Genomic DNA, 17,911 nt, shown 5'->3' on the forward strand with positions numbered 1-17,911 from the left:
CGTAGGCCCGCGTCGCCTCCCGGCAGATCCTCCGGACCGCCCGTACGATCCACCGGTGGGCCCCGGACCCCCACTCCGCCCCTCACACCGACCTCGACGGGAGTTACCGCTGTGCGGATCGCGGTCGTCAACAACTTCTTCCCCCCGCGGCCCGGCGGGAGTTCGCACCTCGCCGCGGCGCTGGCGGAGCGCTACGCCGCGGCCGGTCACGAGGTCCTGGTCCTGACAGCCGCCTACCGGGACGCGCCGGCGGAGGAGCGGCGGGACGGTTACCGCGTCATCCGGCTGCCCGCCATGCCGATGCCGAAGCTCGGCCTGTCCATCGACTTCGACATGGCCTTCACGCTGGCCCGCCCCGGCAACCTGCGCCGGGTCTCCCGGCTGCTGGCCGAGTTCAGGCCCGACGTGATCCACCAGCACGGCCAGTTCTTCGATCTCAGCTGGATCTCCGGCTGGTACGCGCGCCGCCACCGCGTACCGGTGCTGCTGTCGATCCACACCCGGCTGGAGAGCCCGGACCCGAAGTACGCCGCGCTGTTCCGGACGCTGGACCGCTTCCTGGTCAGGCCGATCGTCACGCGGTTCCGGCCCAGCTACGTGATCATGGACGAGCTGGCGGCCCACTACTGCGCGGAGCGTTACGGCGCGACCACGGCGGACTTCGAGTACATCCCGGTCGCGGTGGAGCCGAGCCGCTTCGAGGGCACCCCGGAGACCGACGTGCGCGCCCGGCACGGTGTCGGCGACGGCCCGCTGATCGTCTCGCTGGGCCACGTGATCCCGCTGCGGGACCGGCTGGCCCTGGTCGAGGCGCTCCCGGCCGTCCTGGCCAAGCACCCGGACACCAAGGTGATGATCATCGGCCGGGTCTACTACGACGCGTTCGCCAAGCGGGCGGCGGAGTTGGGCGTCGACCACGCGATCATCACCACCGGCGTGGTGCCGCCGGCCGACGTGCCGGCCTACTTCGCCGCCGCCGACGTGGTGGCCCACGACCTGCAGGGCGGCGGCTTCGGCACCGCCAGCCTGGAGGCGATGGCGGCCGGGCGGGCCACGATCGGCACGGTCACCGAGACGAACTTCCCGGCGGTGCGGCTGCGCAACTGGGAGAACTTCGTGCTGGTCCGGCCGAACGACCCGGCCGACCTCGCGGACGCGGTGATCCGGCTGCTGGACGAGCCGGAGGAGCGGGAGTGGATCGCCAAGCGCCAGCGCGACCTCGTGTACTCGCACTTCACGCTCGACGTGGTCACCCGCCAGCACCTGGAGGTCTTCGCGAGGATGGTCGGTGAGCGGGCGTGAACATGTTCTCCGACGACGAGCGCAGCAACCGGCTGCGTACGGGCATCCTCAACGACTTCGTCGGCGGCCTCCTCAACGACGTCGAGCGGGCCCGCTTCCTCGGCCTGCCCGAGACCACCCGGATCCGGGAGCGGACGAAGATCGTCAGCCCGGAGAACCTGGTCATGGGGGAGCACTGCTGGATCGGGGAGAACACCGTCCTGGACGCCAGCGGCGGACTGGAGATCGGCGACCACACCAGCATCGGGTTGAACTGCCTCGTGTTCACCCACTCCAGCTGGTTGGCGAACATGATGCTGGAGAACCACTCCGGCAGCGACCTCATCGAGCGCAAGCCGGTCAAGATCGGCAAGGGTTGCTTCATCGGCGGCAACAGCGTGATCATGATGGGTGTCACCATCGGTGACTGCGCGACCGTCAGCCCGCTGTCGGTGGTGACCAAGGACGTTCCCCCCTACAGTCTGGTGTCGGGCAATCCCGCCCGGGTGTTCCAGCGTTATGACCAGGACCACATCAAGGCCGAGGCGGAGCGGGTCCGCGCCGAGAACGCCGCCCGGCGGGCCGAGGCGCAGGCGCGTGGGGAGGCCCCGGTCTGGGGCTCGCCCGCGGTGCGCCGCGACGGGCAGTGACCATCCCTTCCCTTAGCGATCAACGGAGTAGAAGCGAAATGACCCTCACCGACCGCCTGCGTACCGTCTTCGTGGACGCCCTGGAACTGCCCGAGGGCACCGACGTGGAGAGCCTCACCTACCGCGGCATCGAGCAGTGGGACTCCCTCGGCCACATGACCCTGGTCGCCGCGATCGAGGACGAGTTCGACGTCCAGCTGGAGACCGAGCAGGTCATCGACATGAGCAGCTTCAAGGTCGCCCTCGACATGCTGCGGGGTCTCGGCGTCGATGAGTGAGCTGACCGGCCGGGTGGCCCTCGTCACCGGCGGCACCCGGGGCATCGGCCTGGCCACCGCCCGCGCCCTCGCCGCGGCCGGCGCCACGGTCGTCGTCACCGGCCGCGACGCCGGTCGGGCCGAGGCCGTGGCCAAGGAGTTCGGCGGGCACGGCCTCGGCCTGGAGGCGGCGGACTTCGACGCGGTCGGCGCCACGGTCAAGCAGGTCGCCGCCGAGCACGGCGGGCTGGACGTGCTGGTCGCCAACGCGGGGATCATGGAGAGCGGCCTGCTCGGCATGATGCGGGCGGACGACGTCCGCCGCACGCTGGACGTCAACGTCGCGGGCGCCGTCGCGGCCGTGCAGGCGGCCGGCCGGGCGATGGCCCGCAAGCGCAAGGGGGCCGACGGCACCGAGCGGCGGGGCGGCTCGATCGTGCTGCTCGCCTCGGTCGTCGGCACGTACGGCGCGGCCGGCCAGTCCGTGTACGCGGCGTCGAAGGCCGCCGTGGCCGCGCTGGCCCGTTCCGCCGCGCGCGAGCTGGGCGGCCGGGGCATCCGCGTCAACGCCGTCGCGCCCGGGGTGATCCGCACCGACCTCACCGCCGCGCTGCCGGCCGAGGTGCTGGACCGGCAGGCGTCGGCCGCGGCGCTCGGTCGCCTCGGCGACCCCGACGAGGTGGCCGACGTGATCCGGTTCCTGGCCGGCGACGCGGCCCGGTACGTGACGGGCCAGGTACTCGGCGTGGACGGAGGGCTGGTGCCGTGAACCTGGTGGCCCCGACCGCCCGCCTCATCGACGCCGCCACCGGCGACGTCCTCGGCGGCGTCGAGCTGGGCGCCGAGGTCGACCGGCACGCCACCGCGTACGGCGGGTTTCCGCCCGGGGTGGTCTTCGCCCGCAGCGGCACCTCGGTGGCCGCGGTGCTGCGGTACGCCGGCGCGCTGCGCGCCGACCGCCCCGTGGCCCTGCTCGACCCGTCGCTGGACCCGGCCGTGCTGGCCGACTTCGTCCGCCGGTTCGAGCCGGCCGTCGTGGTCGGCCTCGCCGAGGGCGGCGCGGGCGCCAGCCCGGGGGAGCGGCCCAAGCAGTACCGGGAGGTCGACGACGCCGTGCTGGGCCCGGTCTGGGTCCGCGAGCGACCCTCGGCCGACCAGCCGCACCCGGACCTGGCGGTGCTGCTGGCCACCTCCGGCTCCACCGGCGACCCGAAGTTCGTCCGGCTCTCCCGCACCGCCGTGGAGTCCAACGCCGCCGCGATCGCGCGGGCCCTGGACATCGGGCCGGACGAGATCGCCCCGACCAGCCTGCCGCTGTACTACAGCTTCGGCATGTCGGTGCTGAACAGTCACCTGGCCGCCGGGGCGACCGTGCTGGTGGTGGACGGCGGGGTGCTGGCCCGCGAGTTCTGGCAGGCCGTGCAGGCCCACGGCGCGACGTCGCTGGCCGGGGTGCCGTACAACTACGAGATGCTGCACCGGATCCGGTGGAGCCCGGCGAAGTATCCGTCGCTGCGTACGCTGACCCAGGCCGGCGGCAAGCTGCGCGACGAGATGATCCTCGCCTTCCACGAGCGGATCGCCGCGGTGGGCGGCCGGTTCCACGTCATGTGGGGCTGCACCGAGGCGGCGCCCCGGATGAGCACGCTGCCGGCCGACGCGCTGCCCGAGCGGGTCGGCTCGGTCGGCCCGGCGCTCGACGGCGGGTCGTTCACCGTCCTCGGCCCCGACGGCGCGGAGACCGACCGTCCCGGCGTGGTCGGCGAGCTGGTCTACCGCGGCCAGAACGTGATGATGGGGTACGCGGAGAGCTCGGCCGATCTGACCCGCGGCGACGAGCAGGGCGGGGTGCTGCGTACCGGGGACCTCGGCCACCTCGACGCCGACGGCTTCGTCTGGCTGCGCGGCCGGCTCAAGCGGTTCGGCAAGATCTTCGGCATCCGGGTGAACCTGCACGACATCGAGGAGCTGGCCCGCGACCAGGGGCCCGTCGTCGCGGTCTCCGGCCCGGACAAGGTCGTCGTGTTCGTCGAGGGGATCACCGGCGACGACGCGAAGGCCCTCGCCGGCCGGCTCGCGGAGCGGCTCAAGCTGCACCGGTCCGGCTTCGACGTCCGCACCATCGAGCGGTTGCCGCAGCTGCCCAACGGCAAGATCGATTACCGCTCCCTGGAGGCGCTGGTATGACGCTGTTCACCCTCGACCAGGCGGCGCGCGAGGCGAAGCTGCTGCCCGAGCTGGTGGAGCTGACCGAGCACCACCGGGCCAACAGCCCGGAGTACGCCCGGCTGCTCGCCTCCCTGGGCCACCTGCCCGGCCGCCGGTACGACCGGGTGGCCGACCTGCCCTGGCTGCCGGTGCGGCTGTTCAAGCACCACGCGCTCAAGAGCATCGGAGACGACGAGGTCTTCAAGGTGCTCACGTCCTCGGGCACCACCGGGGACGTGAGCCGGATCTTCCTCGACAAGGAAGCCGCCGGCGTCCAGCAGAAGATGCTCTCCGCCACGCTGAGCACGGTGATCGGGCCGAAGCGGCTGCCGATGCTGCTGGTCGACACGAAGGCGCTGTTCGCCAACCGGCAGTCGTTCTCCGCGCGGGGCGCCGGGGTGCTCGGCCTGATGAACTTCGGCCGCGACCACACCTTCGTGCTCGACGAGCACGACCAGCCCGACCCGGACGCGGTGCGCGCCTTCCTCGACAAGCACGGCGACCAGCCGTTCCTCATCTTCGGCTTCACGTTCATGACCTGGCTCTACCTCTACGAGCTGGCCCGGGACCACAAGCTCGACCTGAGCAACGGCATCCTGATCCACAGCGGCGGCTGGAAGAAGCTGGTCGACCGTGCGGTGGACAACGCGGAGTTCCGCCGCCGCCTCACGGAGGACACCGGGCTGACCAGGATCCACAACTTCTACGGGATGGTCGAGCAGATCGGCCTGACCTTCCTGGAGGGGCCGGACGGCGGCGGCCTCTACTGCCCCGACTTCTCCGACGTCATCGTCCGCGACCCGCACACCTGGGAGGAGGTGCCGGTGGGCACCCCGGGCGTGGTGCAGGTGATCAGCACCCTGCCCCGGTCGTACCCCGGGCACATCCTGCTCACCGAGGACCGGGGCGTGGTCCACGGCGTCGACGACGGCGTCTGGCCGGGCAAGCGGTTCTCCATCCTGGGCCGGCTGCCCCGGGCGGAGGCGCGCGGGTGCAGCGACACGTTCACGGAGGCGGCATGAGCGGCAAGGTGATCGAGCGGTTCCCGGCGGGCGGCGCCATCGGCGTCGACGACCTGGTCACCGCGCTGCGGGCGGCCCCGGCCGGTGGGCCGCTGACCGTCGGCGACGAGCGGGTGGTGGAGTTCCTGGTGGCGTTCGCCCGCCGGCTGCTCCGTCCGGCGGTCGCCCGCCGGCACCCGGAGTTGGCCTCCCTCGGGTTCTTCCTCCGCCGTGGCGAGATCGCCAAGGCGCTCGAGCGGGTGGGCGACGAGCCGGGGCAGCTCCGCTTCCCCCGAGGGCTGGTCTTCCACGTCCCGCCGGCCAACGTCGACACCATCTTCGTCTACTCCTGGGCGCTGTCCGCGCTGGCCGGCAACGCCAACGTGGTGCGGATCTCGTCCCGGTCGGCCGGGGCGGCCGACGCGGTGCTCGACGCGCTGAACGACACCCTCGCCGACGCGGACGAGGCGGTCCGGCAGACCCAGCGGATGGTCACGTACGGCCGGGACGACGCGGTGACCGCCGCGCTGTCCGCCGCCGCCGACCTGCGGGTGATCTGGGGCGGTGACCGGTCGGTCGCCGAGATCCGCCGGCACCCGCTCGCGCCGCACGCCCGGGACCTGACGTTCCCGGACCGCTCCTCCTTCACGGTGATCGGCGCGGCCGGCTGGCTGGCCGCCGAGGAGCGGGACCGGGACGCCGCCGCGCTCGGCTTCTACAACGACTCGTACTGGTTCGACCAGGCGGCCTGCGCCTCGCCCCGTACCGTGTACTGGGTCGGCGACCCGGCGGCGACCGCGACGGCCCGCGCGGACCTGCTGGCCCGACTCCGCACGGTGCTGGACGGCAAACGGCCCGAGGTGGACGCCGCGATGGCGGTCGAGAAGCGGGTCGCCACGTACGGCCTGGCCATCGAGGGGGCCGCCACGGCCGTCCACTTCGACGGCAACGACCTGGCGACGGTCGACCTGGCGGAGCCGGGCGGCATCCCGCGCCGCTGGCTCGGCGTCGGGACGTTCCCGCAGGCCCGGGTCGACACGCTCGCGGACCTCGCGCCGCTGGTGGTCCGTCGGGACCAGACGGTCACCCACTTCGGGTTCTCCGCCGACGACCTGGTCGCCTTCGCCCGCACGCTCGCCGGCCGGGGGGTGGACCGGATCGTCCCGGTGGGCGACGCGCTCAACTTCGCCGCCACCTGGGACGGGTACGACCTGATGCGCGAGTTCACCCGGATCACCACCGTCACCACCCGCTGACGATCGCAACGACAAGGGCCCGGTCACCGACCGGGCCCTTGTCGCGTCTCCGCTACTCGGTGGCGGGGGCCACCTCGGCCCCGCCCTCCCGGCGCAGTTGCCGCACCCCGGACAGGGCGGCCAGCCCGGCGGCGATGACGTCGGCGATGGTGAAGATCAGCCGGGACGCCAGCGCGATGCCCATCGCCGCGCCGACGCCGCCGCTGCCCGCCAGGAACGGGGCCAGCGCGGCCACCAGCACGGCCTCCCGCACGCCGAGCCCGGAGGGGGAGAGGAAGGCGAACATGCCCACGGTCATCGCGATGGCGAACGAGCCGACGCTGCGCAGCAAACCGTCCAGCCCGGGGGCGGCCTGGGCGTTCGCCAGCAGCCACAGGTGCACGCCGAACAGGCCGTAGCCCAGCGCGCTCCAGCCGACCACCCGCAGCACGCCGGGCCAGGTGAGCCGGTGCTCCAGCGGCGGGCGGCGCAGCACCTTCAGGGTGAGCTGGACGAGCGCGGTGAGCACCCGCGGCAGGGCGCAGACCAGCGCGACCGGGAACAGCGCCGCCACGATCCAGAGCGCGACCCGCACCGAGTCGGCGTAACTGGTCTCGTCGCCGGCCGCCGCGTCGCGCAGCGCCGGCAGGCTCAGCAGGCCGAGGCCCAGCGCGGCGGTCACGCCGAGGCCGACGCTGACCAGGGTGGCCAGGAAGGCCCGCGCGCGTGGCAGTCCCGCGCGTCGGCTCAGTTCGATCTGGAGCACGTACGCCCACACGCTGCCGGGGATGTACTTGCCCAACTGGCCGACGAGGCAGATGCGCAGGGCCGCGGCGACCGACACCCGGTGCCCCAGGTCGGCCACGGCGGCCCGCCAGGCCATCGTGTTCGCGACCATCCCGAGCAGCGCCGCCAGCACCGACAGCGCCACCGACTGCCAGGCCAGGCCGAGCCAGGTCGACCGGACCTGGGGCCACTGGTCGACGACGCTCCAGGTCATCCCGGCGGCGATGGCGACGATGACGACCACCCGTACGCCGAGCGACAGCCACCGCCGCAGCGGGCTGGCCGGGGCCGGCGCGGCGCCGGCCGGCAGGTCGTCGGTCGACGGCGTCGGCGCTGTCGCGGGGGCGGCGCTCTTGCGCGTGGCCGTCTCTACCATGCGTTACCTGCCTCCGCGTCGCATTCGCCCGTCGCCGGGGTGGGGTGGTCAGAGCAGGGAACTACACTAGCCCAGGTCCCGCGCCGTACGTACCCCGGCGCGCGTGGTGTGGAACCCCTCGACGGCGGACCGTCGCTGCCTCGTCGCAGCTCACCGCTGTTACCGTCTGCTCGCTGCCACCAACCCCCCGAGGAGAGACGCCGTGATCCCCATTTCCGTGGTCAGACTCGACGAGGCGGCCGAGCAGCTCGCGGTGGAGGTGATCCGTTCCGGAGTGCTGGCGCAGGGTCCGATGGTCGCCCGGCTGGAGCGGGAGTTCGCCGACCTGGTCGGGGTGGAGCACGCGGTGGCCGTCAACAACGGCACGACGGCGCTGGTCGCCGCCCTGGAGGTGCTCGACCTGCAGCCCGGGGACGAGGTCGTCACCAGCCCGTTCACGTTCGTCGCCACGCTGAACGCGATCCTGGAGGCGGGCGCGACCGCCCGGTTCGCGGACATCCGTGAGGACGACTTCTGCATCGACCCGGAGGCGCTGGCCGCCGCGATCGGGCCGCGGACCAGGGTGGTCATGCCGGTGCACCTGTACGGGCAGCCGGCCGACATGGGCGCGATCGTCCCGCTGGTCGAGCGGCACGGGCTGGGCCTGGTGGAGGACACCGCGCAGTCGCTGGGGGCGACCGTCGACGGGCGCGGGGCGGGCAGCTTCGGCCTCGGCACGTTCTCCCTCTACGCCACCAAGAACCTCACCACGGGCGAGGGCGGCATGATCACCACGAACGACGCGGCCCTCGCCGACCGGCTGCGGGTACTGCGCAACCAGGGCATGCGGCAGCGCTACCAGTACGAGGTCGCCGGCCACAACTACCGGCTCACCGACCTGCAGGCCGCCCTCGGTATCCCGCAGCTGGCCAGCTACGCCGACAGCGTCAAGCGGCGCAGGGACAACGCCGCCCGGCTGTCCGCCGGCCTCGCCGACGTCCCCGGCCTGCGCCTGCCGACCGAGCTGCCCGGCCGCTCGCACGTCTGGCACCAGTACACGGTGCTGGTCACCGACGCCGCCCCGGTCAGCCGCGACGAGGTGATCGCCCGGCTCACCGAACAGGGCGTCGGCAGCGGCATCTACTACCCGAAGACGGTCTACGACTACGACTGCTACCGCGACCACCCCCGGGTGGTCGCCGACCCGGCCCCGGTGACCGGTCGGGTGGTCCGGCAGTGCGTCTCCCTCCCGGTGCACCACCACCTCGCCGACGGCGACGTGGACCGGGTGGTCGAGGCCGTCCGCAAGGCGGCGGGCGCGTGACCGCCCCGGTGCGCTTCGCCCTGGTCGGCACGGGCGTGATGGGCTCCCTGCACGCCCGGGTCATCGCCCAGTCGGACCGGGCCCGGCTGGTCCGGGTGATTGAGCCCCGCGAGTCCGTCGGCCGGGACGTCGCCGACCGGTACGGCGCCGAGTGGGCCCCCGACCTGACGAACCTCTCCGACATCGACGCGGTGGTCATCGCCGCTCCCACCGAGCTGCATCACGGCCTGGCCGGCGAGGTGCTCGCCGCGGACAAGCCGCTGCTGATCGAGAAGCCGGTCTGCGGCAGCCTCAGCGAGACCGAGGACGTCGTGGCGACCGCCGAGAAGCGGGGCGTGCCCCTGCTGTGCGGGCTGCTCGAGCGGTTCAACCCGGCCGTGCTGACCGCGTTCGCGTTGGTCGACCGTCCCGTCCACCTGACCGTCACCCGGCACTCCCCGTACGCGCCGCGGATCCGCACCGGCGTGGCGTGGGACCTGCTGGTGCACGACGTCGACCTGGCGATCCAGGCGTTCGGCGGGCAGGAGCCGAGCTCGGTGCGGGGCTCCCTCGGCTACTTCCACCCCGACTCGCTGCCCGGCGCGGAGGACGTCGCCGAGGTGGTGCTGACGTTCGACAACCCGGCCCTGGCCAACGTCTCGGCGAGCCGGATCGGCCAGCGCAAGGTCCGCACCCTGGTGATCAGCGAGGTGGACCGGCTGATCGAGGCGGACCTCATCCGCCGGGACGTCACCATCTACCGGCACGTGTCGCTCGACGCGGCGACGCCGGACGGCCGCGGCTACCGGCAGCAGTCCATCATGGAGGTTCCGGAACTGGTCTCCAACCGGGAACCGCTCGCCGCCCAGCTCGACCACTTCCTCGACATCCTCGACGGGGTGCTCGACGCGGATGCGGCACGCCAGGGGATCCTGCCGGCGCACCGGGCGGTCGGCCGGCTCTTCGCCGGCGACTCCCACTGAGCCTCGCCGGCGGGCGGCCCGGGTGGCCGGCCCCGCCGGTGACCACGTCCGGGGTAGGCTGCCGTCCTGCGCCGGGCCGGCCGTGCCCGCCCACGGCGGGGCGGCCCGACCACGAATCCTCCCACTCGACCGAGAGCAAGGACGCCCTGTGTCGACCGTCGCGAACGACGCCGAGCCCGTGGGGGACCAGCGCATGCCGGACGAGCAACGCACCGGGGGCCACGACGCCAGGCGGCGGTTCGGGGCCTTCGTGGCGTCCCTTCCGCGCCGGATGACCGATGCGTCCGTGCTGGCCTTCGCACTGTTCACCGTCCTGTACCACGCGGCCTTCCTGGTCGCCCTGCGGCCGTCGGTGACGTTCGGAGTCTGGCTCGTCTGCTGCGCCGTGCTCGGCGTGCTGGCGCTGGTCCGGGCCCTACGGCGGCGGGCGGTCGAGGCCCCGCCCGCCCCGGTGGAGCCCGCCGCGGACAGGTCGCGCTGGTGGTGGATCGCCGCCGGCGCCGGCGTCCTCGCCGCCGGCACCGCCGCCGTCGGGGGTCGGATGCCCTGGTGGGTGCCCGCCGCGCTCGGGCTGTTCGCCTCCGCGGTCGTGGTGCTGCGCGCGCGCCGGGCGTGGCTGGTCCGCGCCGAGGCGGGGGAGCCGGTCGCCAGGGGCGGGCAGGCGACCTACGCGCTGCTCGTGTCGGTCGGGGTCGCCGTCTCCTCGCTGTTCATGGCCCGCAACACCCAGGACGACGTCTTCTACGTCGGCAAGTCGGTGTGGGTGGCCCAGCGGGACATCGTCCCGCTGCGGGACTTCCTGTTCACCGAGAACGTCGCCGCCCCGCTGAGCACCCAGCCGCCGATCTCCTCGATCGAGGTCTTCGCCGGCGCGCTCGGACGTTTCCTGGGCATTCACGCGGCCACCGCCACGTGGTACGTGCTGCTGCCGGTGCTCGCCGTGCTCGCGGTGCTCGCCCTGTGGCGGCTGGTCCACCGCTGGGCGCCCCGCCGGCCCGTGCTGGCCTTCACGGTGGCCGTCGCCTACCTCTATCTCGTGGCCGGCTCGGACGCCGCGCTCGGCACGTTCCACCTGCCCCGGCTCTACGAGGGCAAGGGCATGTTCGTCTCGGCGGTCATCCCGCTCATGTGGGTCTACCTGACCGACTGGTTCGAGTCACGGTCGAGGTGGAAGCTGTTCCTGGTGGGCGCGCTCTCGGTGGTGGCGACCGGGCTGACGTCGACATCGGCGATCATCCTGCCGCTGCTGGTCGGCGCCGCCGGTCTGGCCATGCTCCTGGTCGGCCGCTGGCGGGACGCGCTGACGGCCGGGGTCGTCGCGCTGGTCTACCCGATCGGCGCGGTGGTCGTGTCGCGGCTGGTGCTCGGGCCGGTCGCCGCCGGCGGCGACGTCCAGTTCTTCGACGCCGAGGGCACCTACCGCCGCACCCTGCTGATCGGCGTGCTGGGGGTCGTCGGCGGGCTCGCCCTCTGGTGTGCGCCCATGCTCGTCCGGCCGCGCACCCCGAGACTGCTCGCGGCGAGCGCGGCGGTGACACTGAGCGTGCTGCTCGTGCCCGGCGTGCTGGAGGCGCTCGGCGCTGTCAGCGGGGTCTCCGCCGTGCTCTGGCGGGTGCCCTGGATCCTCGCGCTGCCCGGTCTGGTCGGGATCCTCTGCACCGTCGATCTGCCGAGGTTGTCCCGCCTGGCCAGCGCGGTCGTCGCCGCGGCGCTGGTCGCGTCCCTCGCGTCCTTCGGCACGCCGATGTGGGCCAAGGAGAGCTTCGTCGAGGTGGCGCCGCACCCGATCTGGAAGCTGCCGCAGCAGCGTAAGCAGATCGTCTTCTGGATCGACGGGCTGGACCGTCCGTCCGGCCTGCTGCTCGCTCCGTCGACCCTGATGCGCACCGCGCCCATGATCGACAGTCGGCTGCGGGTGGTGTTGCCCCGCGACGGCTACCTGCTCGAGTACGACCAGAACTCCGACTTCGTGCGGGACCGCCGACGGTTGGCGAAGCTCGCCGACGGCACGGAGATCGCCCCGCTGCCGGAGCTGGCGGCGTCGATCGAGCGACTGAACGTGACGACCATCTGCGTCTACTCCGTCAACCGGGCCGGCCGCGACGCCGTGGCGCAGCTCGGCTTCGAGGAGTTCGCGAGGCGCCCGGCCCCCGGCGCGGTGCGATGTTTCCGGCAGAACGGATGACCGTACCGAGCGGGACCGGTGCGGGACCGACCGCCCGCAACGGAAAGAAATCCGCAATACCCCCAATAGGGCGCTCTCAACGTCTCGCGTTAAGGTCTGAGGGCGAATGGGGCCGTGCACGACGAACGAGTGGACCCCGCTGCTAGCCGTACTAGACGTCGAGGCCGGTCCCGGTGGGGTCGGCCCCGTCGCCGATTCCGTCTGGGGGAGAGTGACCGTTGTTCGGCAAGTTGATGGGACCGGCGGGAGTGGCCGGTCGCGGGGCCTTGCTGCTGCTGTTCTATTTGATCGCCCTCGTCGCGGGGGCGCTGGGCGCGGTCTGGTTGTTCGCGGTGGCCGGGGCCGTCGCCGTCGTCGGTGAGTTCGCCCTGCCCCGGTGGTCGGCGCCCACCCTGACGCTGCTGGAGAAGGTCGGCCTCGGGCGCGGTTACCGCCAGCTGACCCGTGACCTCTCGGCCGTCCTGCTCGTCGTCGGGACGCTCCGCCCCACTCCGGTGCAGCTGACCGCGATCCTGCTGCTGCCCGCCGGGGTCTGGGTGATCTCGGTCTTCGCCGGGGCGCTGAACAGGATGATCGAGCGCCGCAACCCGCAGTCCGCGCTCGTGCGCAACATCGAACTCGGCCCGCTGCGCTCCGCGCCCCGCCCGCCCGAGTGGGTCTCCGCGGTCGCGGGCGAGCCGCTCGCCATGATCAACGTCCTGCTGGTGCCGGCGGCGGTGCTCGCGGCGGCGCAGGACGACGTCGCCCCGATGCTGGCGGCCGGCGCCGCGGCCGTGCTGTCGGCGGCGGTGGCCGGCGGCATCGTCGCGCTGACCTGGCTGCGCGGCCGGGGAATGGGCAAGAGCACCCTGCTGCCGGCCGTGCAGCGGTGGATGGACACCTACCGGCCGGAGGTCGCCCTCTACTTCGCCGGTCCCGCGAAGGACGTCTACCAGGCCAACATGTGGCTGGCCCCGACCGAGGCCCTCGAGCGGCGGGCCGTGGTGCTGATGCGCAGCCGGGAGGCGTTCCAGGAGTTGGCCGACACGCGGCTGCCGGTGATCTGCGTGCCGGCCGGCCCGGACTTCATGAACCTGGAAATGGGCAGCGTCCGCGCCGCGCTCTACGCGGCGAACGTCGGCGCGAACATCCACATGCTCCGCGAGCCGGGCACGAAGCACATCTTCGTCGGGCACGGCGACAGCGACAAGCAGGCCAGCGTCAACCCGTACAGCAAGGTGTACGACGAGGTCTGGGTGGCCGGGCGCGCCGGGCGCGAGCGCTACGCCCGGGCCGGCGTGGGCGTGCTGGACACCGACATCGTCGAGATCGGACGGCCGCAGCTGGCCGGGGTGCACACGTTCGGCTCCGAGTCGGTCGACCGGCCCTTCACCGTGCTGTACGCCCCGACCTGGGAGGGCTGGCTCGAAGACGACCCGTACCACACCTCGCTGGTGCTGATGGGGGAGCGGATCGTCAAGGGCCTGCTCGCCACCCGGCCGTCGGTGCGGCTGATCTACAAGCCGCACCCGCTGACCGGCACCCGCTCGAAGGCGGCCCTGGCGGTGCACCAGCGGGTGGTGGGGCTGATCCGCGCGGCCGGCGGCGACACCGAGGCCACCTCGCTCGACGGCCCCGGCCACCGGGTGGTCACCGGCCGGGTCCCGGCCCTGTTCGACTGCTTCAACCAGACCGACCTGCTGATCAGCGACATCTCCAGTGTGGTGTCCGACTTCGTGCAGAGCCAGCGGCCGTACGTGGTGGCCAACCCGAGCGGGCTGTCGGAGGACGAGTTCCGGCGCAACTTCCCGACCGCCCGGGCGGCGTACCTGCTCTCGGCCGACTGCGGCGAGCTGGAGAAGATCGTCGCGCTCACCCGGGCCGGTGACGACCCGATGACGGAGGCGCGCCAGGAGCTGAAGGTCTACCTGCTCGGCCCGGACGAGCCGAACCCGATGGAGCGGTTCCGGCAGGAGATCGGCCGCGTCTGCGGCTGAACCGTCCACGTCGCGTGCGGGCCCGGGTGACCACGGTCGCCCGGGCCCGCGCCCGTTTCCGGGGCCGGTCAGGCCAGCAGGCGCGCCACCGCGTCGGCGGCCGGGGTGTCCGCCGGCAGCGCGTGGGCCTCGACCACGGCGGCCACCGGCAGCGCCCCGTACAGGTGGGGGAAGAGTTCCCCGCCCCGCGACGGCTCCCAGCGCAGCCGCCCGCCGAGCGCGGCCGGGTCGACGGCGAGCAGCGCCAGGCCGGTGACGCCGGCGAAGTGCCGGCGGGCTGTCTCCACGACCTGCCCGGCGGCGGAGAGGTGGATGAAGCCGTCCTGGTGGTCCACCGCCGAACCGGCGAAGTGCCCGGCGTCGCGGGCGGCGTCCCACTCGGCGGTGGTCAGCAGTTTGTAGATCACCCCCGCAGCGTACGGCGGGCGGGAGACCCGGCCGCGCGGCCCCGGGGCCGTCCCGGACCGGGCGGCCGCCGTCCCGCCGGCCGGGCGGCCCTCCCGCCCGGCGCCGGCTTCTGCGACGATGCGACGGATCGGTTCGAGGAACGGGGGGTCCGGGTTGCGCATCCTGCTGGTCGAGGACGACCTTCGGGTCGCAGCCGCCCTGTCCTCGGCCCTGATCCGGCGCGGCTACGAGGTGGAGCACGCGGCCACCGTCGCCGCGGCCCTCTCCGCCGCACCCTGCGATCTGGTGCTGCTCGACCTGACCCTGCCCGACGGCGACGGGACGGACCTGTGTCGGGCCCTGCGCCGGCGCAGCGCCCAGCTCGGCATCATCGCGGTCACCGCCCGGGGCGAGGAACGCGACCGGGTCCTCGGCCTGCGGCTGGGCGCCGACGACTACGTGGTGAAGCCGTTCTCGATGGTCGAGCTCCAGGCCCGGATCGAGGCGGTGCTGCGGCGGGCCGCGCACGCCGCGCCGGAGCGGGACGTGATCGAGGCCGGGGCGGTACGGATCGACGTCGCCGCCCGCACGGTCACCGTCGACGGGCGGGAGGTCAGCCTCACCCGCAAGGAGTTCGACATCCTGCTCTCGTTGGGCCGGCAGCTCGGGGTGGCGGTGCCCCGGGACCGCATCCTGCTCGACGTCTGGGGCACCACCTGGGCCGATCGGCACACCGTCGAGGTGCACGTGGGCTCGCTGCGCGGCAAGCTGGGCGACCCGCGGCTGGTGGAGACGGTCCGCGGGGTCGGCTACCGGCTGCGCGCGGAGTGAGGGGGGTGGCGTGCGTCGTCGGCTGGTCATCAGCTACCTGCTGCTGATGGTGCTCGTGCTGCTGGCGCTGGAGACCCCGCTCGCGGCCACCCTGGCCAGCCGGGAGACCGAGCGGGTGCGGGCCGACCGGCTCGCCGACGCGACCCGGTTCGCCTCGCTGGCCGGGCCGGCGTTGCGCGGCGGTGCCCCGGGGCCGCTCGGCGGCGAGCTGGCGAGCTACGACGAGTTGTACGGCATCGGCGCGGCGGTGGTCGACCGGGACCGGCGCACGGCGGTGTCGTCGCGCGACTGGCGACCCGGGCCGGGGACCGAGGCGGCGCTGGACTACGCGCTGTCCGGGCAGCAGTTCAGCGTCCCCGACTCGGTGTGGCCGTGGGGGGACGACCCGGTCGTGGTGGCGGTGCCGATCAACGACGGCGGCGAGGTCCTCGGGGCGGTCGTCATCGCCACGCCCGCCGACGGCATCCGGCGGAGGGTCACCGCGTGGTGGCTGCTGCTCGCCGCGATCGGGATCGTCGCGGTGCTGGCCTGCGTGTTGACCGCGTTCGGGCTGGCCGGGTGGGTGCTGCGACCGGTCACCGAGCTGGACGCCGTCACCCACGAGATCGCCGAGGGGGACCGGGGCGCCCGGGTGCAGCACCGGCTGGGCCCGCCGGAGCTGCGCCGCCTCGCCGCGAGCTTCAACAACATGGCCGACGTGGTGTCGGACGTGATGGACCGGCAGCGGGCCTTCGTCGCGCACGCCAGCCACCAGCTGCGCAACCCGCTGACCGCGCTGCGCCTGCGGGTGGAGGAGCTGGGGCTGAGCCTCACCGACCCGCAGGGACGGGCGGAGCACCAGCTGGCGCTGGAGGAGACCGACCGGCTGGCGCGGCTGCTGGACGCCCTGCTCACCCTCGCCCGCGCCGAGCGGGAGGAGAACCAGCGGGTGACGGTGGACGCCGCCGAAGTGGCCGCGTCCCGGGTGGCCGCCTGGCAGCCGTTGGCCCGGCACCGGTCGGTCAGCCTCCGGCTGGCCTCGGTCGCCGGCCCGGCGTACGCCCGGACCGTGCCGACCGCGATCGACCAGGCGCTCGACGCGCTGATCGACAACGCGGTGAAGTTCAGCGGGGCCGGCGGCGAGGTGACGGTGACGGTCCGGCCCGCCGACGGCGGGATCGCGCTGGAGGTGCGGGACACCGGGCCCGGCATGACGCTGGACCAGCTCGACCGGGCCACCGAGCGGTTCTGGCGGGCGCCCGAGGTGCAGAACGTCGACGGCGCCGGGCTCGGCCTGACCATCGTCGCGGTGCTGGTCGACGCCTCCGACGGCCGGCTCACCATGCGTCTGGCGGAGCCGCGCGGCCTGGTGGCCGGTCTGTGGTTCCCGGCCCCGGTCCCCGCCGGCCCTGCCGCCCCGGCGGGTACGGCCGTCCGCGGCCCGGCGGTCAGCCCCGACGGACCGGCCGTGTCGGCCCGCTGAGGGCGGTTCCGCGCCGCGCCCGTCCGCGGGGGTCGGCGCGCCGGGGGCCGGTCAGGGCTTGTTGGACCGGTACCAGCCGGCCGCACCCGGGTGCAGGGGCAGGGGGGTGGTGGCGATGGCCGAGCGGGGGCTCATCCGCCCGGCCGCGGGATGGGCCGCCGCCAGCTCTGCCCGGCGTTCCATCAACAGCCGGGTCACCTCGCGGACCAGCGCCTCCGGCAGGTTCGCCCGTACCACCAGGTAGTTCGGGTTGGCCACGGTGGTGACCGGGTCGACCCCGTACACCGAGCGGGGGATGTCCCGGGACACGTAGACCTCGCGGTAGCCGCGCCGTAGCGGCTCGGTCCACTCGCCCAGGTCGACGATCCGGATGGCGCTGGCGGCGCTCAGCTCCTTGACGGCGCGCACCGGCAGCCCGCCGGAGAAGAAGAAGGCGTCGATCCGGCCGGCACGCAGGGCGGCGACGGAGTCGTCGAGCCCCAGCCGTTCCCGCGCGACGGCGGCGCCGCCGAGGTCGGCGACCTCCAGCAGCCGGGTCGTGGTGATCTCGGTGCCGGAGCCGGGCGCGCCGACGGAGACCCGCCGGCCGCGCAGGTCGGCCAGCGTACGGACCGGACCGTTGGCCGTGGTGACCAGGTGCAGCAGGTCGTCGTAGACCCGGGCCACGGCGAGCACGCTCGGCCGCTCCTGCTCGCCGGTGGGCAGCACGTCGGCCTGGGTGAAGCCCAGCTCGGCGCGGCCCGTGCCGAGCAGTCGGACGTTCTCCGCCGACGCGGCGGTCACCACCACGCTCGCCCGTACGCCGGGCAGCTCCCGGTTGAGCAGGGCGGCCAGCGACTGGCCGAAGGCGTGGTAGACGGCGGTGGGACTGCCGGTGGCGATCCGGATCGGGATCGGCTCCTCCGGCGTGTCCCGGCAGCCGGCGAGCCCGGACGCCACCAGCAACATCAGCAGCACCACGCCGGCGGCGCGCGGGGGCACAGACCAGCAACGGCTCACCGGGGCACTCTG

The 17,911-nt window shown here is 73.7% G+C and carries 16 protein-coding genes; 13 read left to right on the forward strand and 3 right to left on the reverse strand.

The window, feature by feature from the left end:
- Window positions 1–111: 111 nt before the first annotated feature.
- Genes ACGFIZ_RS10380 through ACGFIZ_RS10410 form a run of 7 tightly spaced genes read left to right on the forward strand, consistent with a single transcriptional unit; the run spans window position 112 to window position 6,653 of the window.
- The gene (locus ACGFIZ_RS10380) at window positions 112–1,302 is read left to right on the forward strand and encodes a glycosyltransferase family 4 protein (protein WP_393417815.1); all 1,191 of its coding nucleotides are present in this window, start codon (window positions 112–114) and stop codon (window positions 1,300–1,302) included.
- A gap of 2 nt (window positions 1,303–1,304) precedes the next feature.
- Complete coding sequence (locus tag ACGFIZ_RS10385) at window positions 1,305–1,931, forward strand: acyltransferase (protein ID WP_347667021.1); 627 nt, start codon at window positions 1,305–1,307, stop codon at window positions 1,929–1,931.
- Between the two features lie 38 nt (window positions 1,932–1,969).
- Window positions 1,970–2,209 (forward strand): acyl carrier protein, encoded by a 240-nt coding sequence (locus ACGFIZ_RS10390; protein ID WP_347666951.1) that lies wholly within the window; start codon window positions 1,970–1,972, stop codon window positions 2,207–2,209.
- Window positions 2,202–2,957 (forward strand): SDR family oxidoreductase, encoded by a 756-nt coding sequence (locus ACGFIZ_RS10395; RefSeq protein ID WP_393417818.1) that lies wholly within the window; start codon window positions 2,202–2,204, stop codon window positions 2,955–2,957. The genes ACGFIZ_RS10390 and ACGFIZ_RS10395 overlap by 8 nt, the downstream gene beginning before the upstream one ends.
- A complete protein-coding gene (locus tag ACGFIZ_RS10400) occupies window positions 2,954–4,375 on the forward strand; it encodes an AMP-binding protein (RefSeq protein ID WP_393417820.1) in 1,422 nt (473 codons plus the stop codon). Before ACGFIZ_RS10395 ends, ACGFIZ_RS10400 begins: the two co-directional genes overlap by 4 nt.
- Window positions 4,372–5,418, forward strand: a complete 1,047-nt coding sequence (locus ACGFIZ_RS10405) for an acyl-protein synthetase (protein WP_393417822.1) — start codon at window positions 4,372–4,374, stop codon at window positions 5,416–5,418. Before ACGFIZ_RS10400 ends, ACGFIZ_RS10405 begins: the two co-directional genes overlap by 4 nt.
- Window positions 5,415–6,653, forward strand: a complete 1,239-nt coding sequence (locus ACGFIZ_RS10410; RefSeq protein ID WP_393417824.1) for an acyl-CoA reductase — start codon at window positions 5,415–5,417, stop codon at window positions 6,651–6,653. Before ACGFIZ_RS10405 ends, ACGFIZ_RS10410 begins: the two co-directional genes overlap by 4 nt.
- 52 nt (window positions 6,654–6,705) lie before the next feature.
- On the opposite strand, the gene ACGFIZ_RS10415 is transcribed toward ACGFIZ_RS10410, so the two are convergent.
- On the reverse strand, window positions 6,706–7,794 hold the full coding sequence (locus ACGFIZ_RS10415) for a YbhN family protein (protein WP_393417826.1): 1,089 nt from the start codon (window positions 7,792–7,794) through the stop codon (window positions 6,706–6,708).
- A gap of 202 nt (window positions 7,795–7,996) precedes the next feature.
- Here ACGFIZ_RS10415 and ACGFIZ_RS10420 point away from each other — a divergent pair, with 202 nt between their 5' ends.
- From ACGFIZ_RS10420 to ACGFIZ_RS10435, 4 genes are all read left to right on the forward strand, one after another.
- Entirely contained in the window at window positions 7,997–9,097 is a 1,101-nt protein-coding gene (locus tag ACGFIZ_RS10420; protein ID WP_393417828.1) for a DegT/DnrJ/EryC1/StrS family aminotransferase, read from the forward strand.
- Complete coding sequence (locus ACGFIZ_RS10425) at window positions 9,094–10,059, forward strand: Gfo/Idh/MocA family protein (protein WP_393417830.1); 966 nt, start codon at window positions 9,094–9,096, stop codon at window positions 10,057–10,059. The genes ACGFIZ_RS10420 and ACGFIZ_RS10425 overlap by 4 nt, the downstream gene beginning before the upstream one ends.
- 148 nt (window positions 10,060–10,207) lie before the next feature.
- Complete coding sequence (locus ACGFIZ_RS10430) at window positions 10,208–12,244, forward strand: DUF6077 domain-containing protein (protein WP_393417832.1); 2,037 nt, start codon at window positions 10,208–10,210, stop codon at window positions 12,242–12,244.
- Window positions 12,245–12,462: 218 nt separating this feature from the next.
- Window positions 12,463–14,220, forward strand: a complete 1,758-nt coding sequence (locus tag ACGFIZ_RS10435; RefSeq protein WP_393417834.1) for a CDP-glycerol glycerophosphotransferase family protein — start codon at window positions 12,463–12,465, stop codon at window positions 14,218–14,220.
- Between the two features lie 68 nt (window positions 14,221–14,288).
- On the opposite strand, the gene ACGFIZ_RS10440 is transcribed toward ACGFIZ_RS10435, so the two are convergent.
- A complete protein-coding gene (locus ACGFIZ_RS10440; protein WP_393417836.1) occupies window positions 14,289–14,789 on the reverse strand; it encodes a DUF952 domain-containing protein in 501 nt (166 codons plus the stop codon).
- On the opposite strand from ACGFIZ_RS10440, the gene ACGFIZ_RS10445 reads away from it, so the two are divergent.
- Window positions 14,782–15,438 (forward strand): response regulator transcription factor, encoded by a 657-nt coding sequence (locus ACGFIZ_RS10445; protein ID WP_347667020.1) that lies wholly within the window; start codon window positions 14,782–14,784, stop codon window positions 15,436–15,438. The genes ACGFIZ_RS10440 and ACGFIZ_RS10445 overlap by 8 nt on opposite strands.
- A gap of 10 nt (window positions 15,439–15,448) precedes the next feature.
- A complete protein-coding gene (locus ACGFIZ_RS10450; protein ID WP_393417839.1) occupies window positions 15,449–16,900 on the forward strand; it encodes a sensor histidine kinase in 1,452 nt (483 codons plus the stop codon).
- Between the two features lie 51 nt (window positions 16,901–16,951).
- Here the strand turns inward: ACGFIZ_RS10450 and ACGFIZ_RS10455 are convergent, their stop codons facing one another.
- Window positions 16,952–17,899: a TAXI family TRAP transporter solute-binding subunit gene (locus tag ACGFIZ_RS10455; RefSeq protein ID WP_393417841.1), complete on the reverse strand. Its 948-nt coding sequence runs from the start codon at window positions 17,897–17,899 to the stop codon at window positions 16,952–16,954.
- Window positions 17,900–17,911: the final 12 nt, after the last annotated feature.

Source organism: Micromonospora sp. NPDC048830, assembly GCF_043198215.1.
Lineage (GTDB): Bacteria > Actinomycetota > Actinomycetes > Mycobacteriales > Micromonosporaceae > Micromonospora.

Excerpts from the sequence above, each read along its gene's own strand:
- ACGFIZ_RS10405 (WP_393417822.1), top strand. The coding sequence starts at position 4,372 with ATGACGCTGTTCACCCTCGACCAGGCGGCGCGCGAGGCGAAGCTGCTG.
- ACGFIZ_RS10410 (WP_393417824.1), top strand. The coding sequence starts at position 5,415 with ATGAGCGGCAAGGTGATCGAGCGGTTCCCGGCGGGCGGCGCCATCGGC.
- ACGFIZ_RS10440 (WP_393417836.1), bottom strand. The coding sequence starts at position 14,789 with ATGCGCAACCCGGACCCCCCGTTCCTCGAACCGATCCGTCGCATCGTC.
- ACGFIZ_RS10415 (WP_393417826.1), bottom strand. The coding sequence starts at position 7,794 with ATGGTAGAGACGGCCACGCGCAAGAGCGCCGCCCCCGCGACAGCGCCG.
- ACGFIZ_RS10395 (WP_393417818.1), top strand. The coding sequence starts at position 2,202 with ATGAGTGAGCTGACCGGCCGGGTGGCCCTCGTCACCGGCGGCACCCGG.
- ACGFIZ_RS10385 (WP_347667021.1), top strand. The coding sequence starts at position 1,305 with ATGTTCTCCGACGACGAGCGCAGCAACCGGCTGCGTACGGGCATCCTC.
- ACGFIZ_RS10390 (WP_347666951.1), top strand. The coding sequence starts at position 1,970 with ATGACCCTCACCGACCGCCTGCGTACCGTCTTCGTGGACGCCCTGGAA.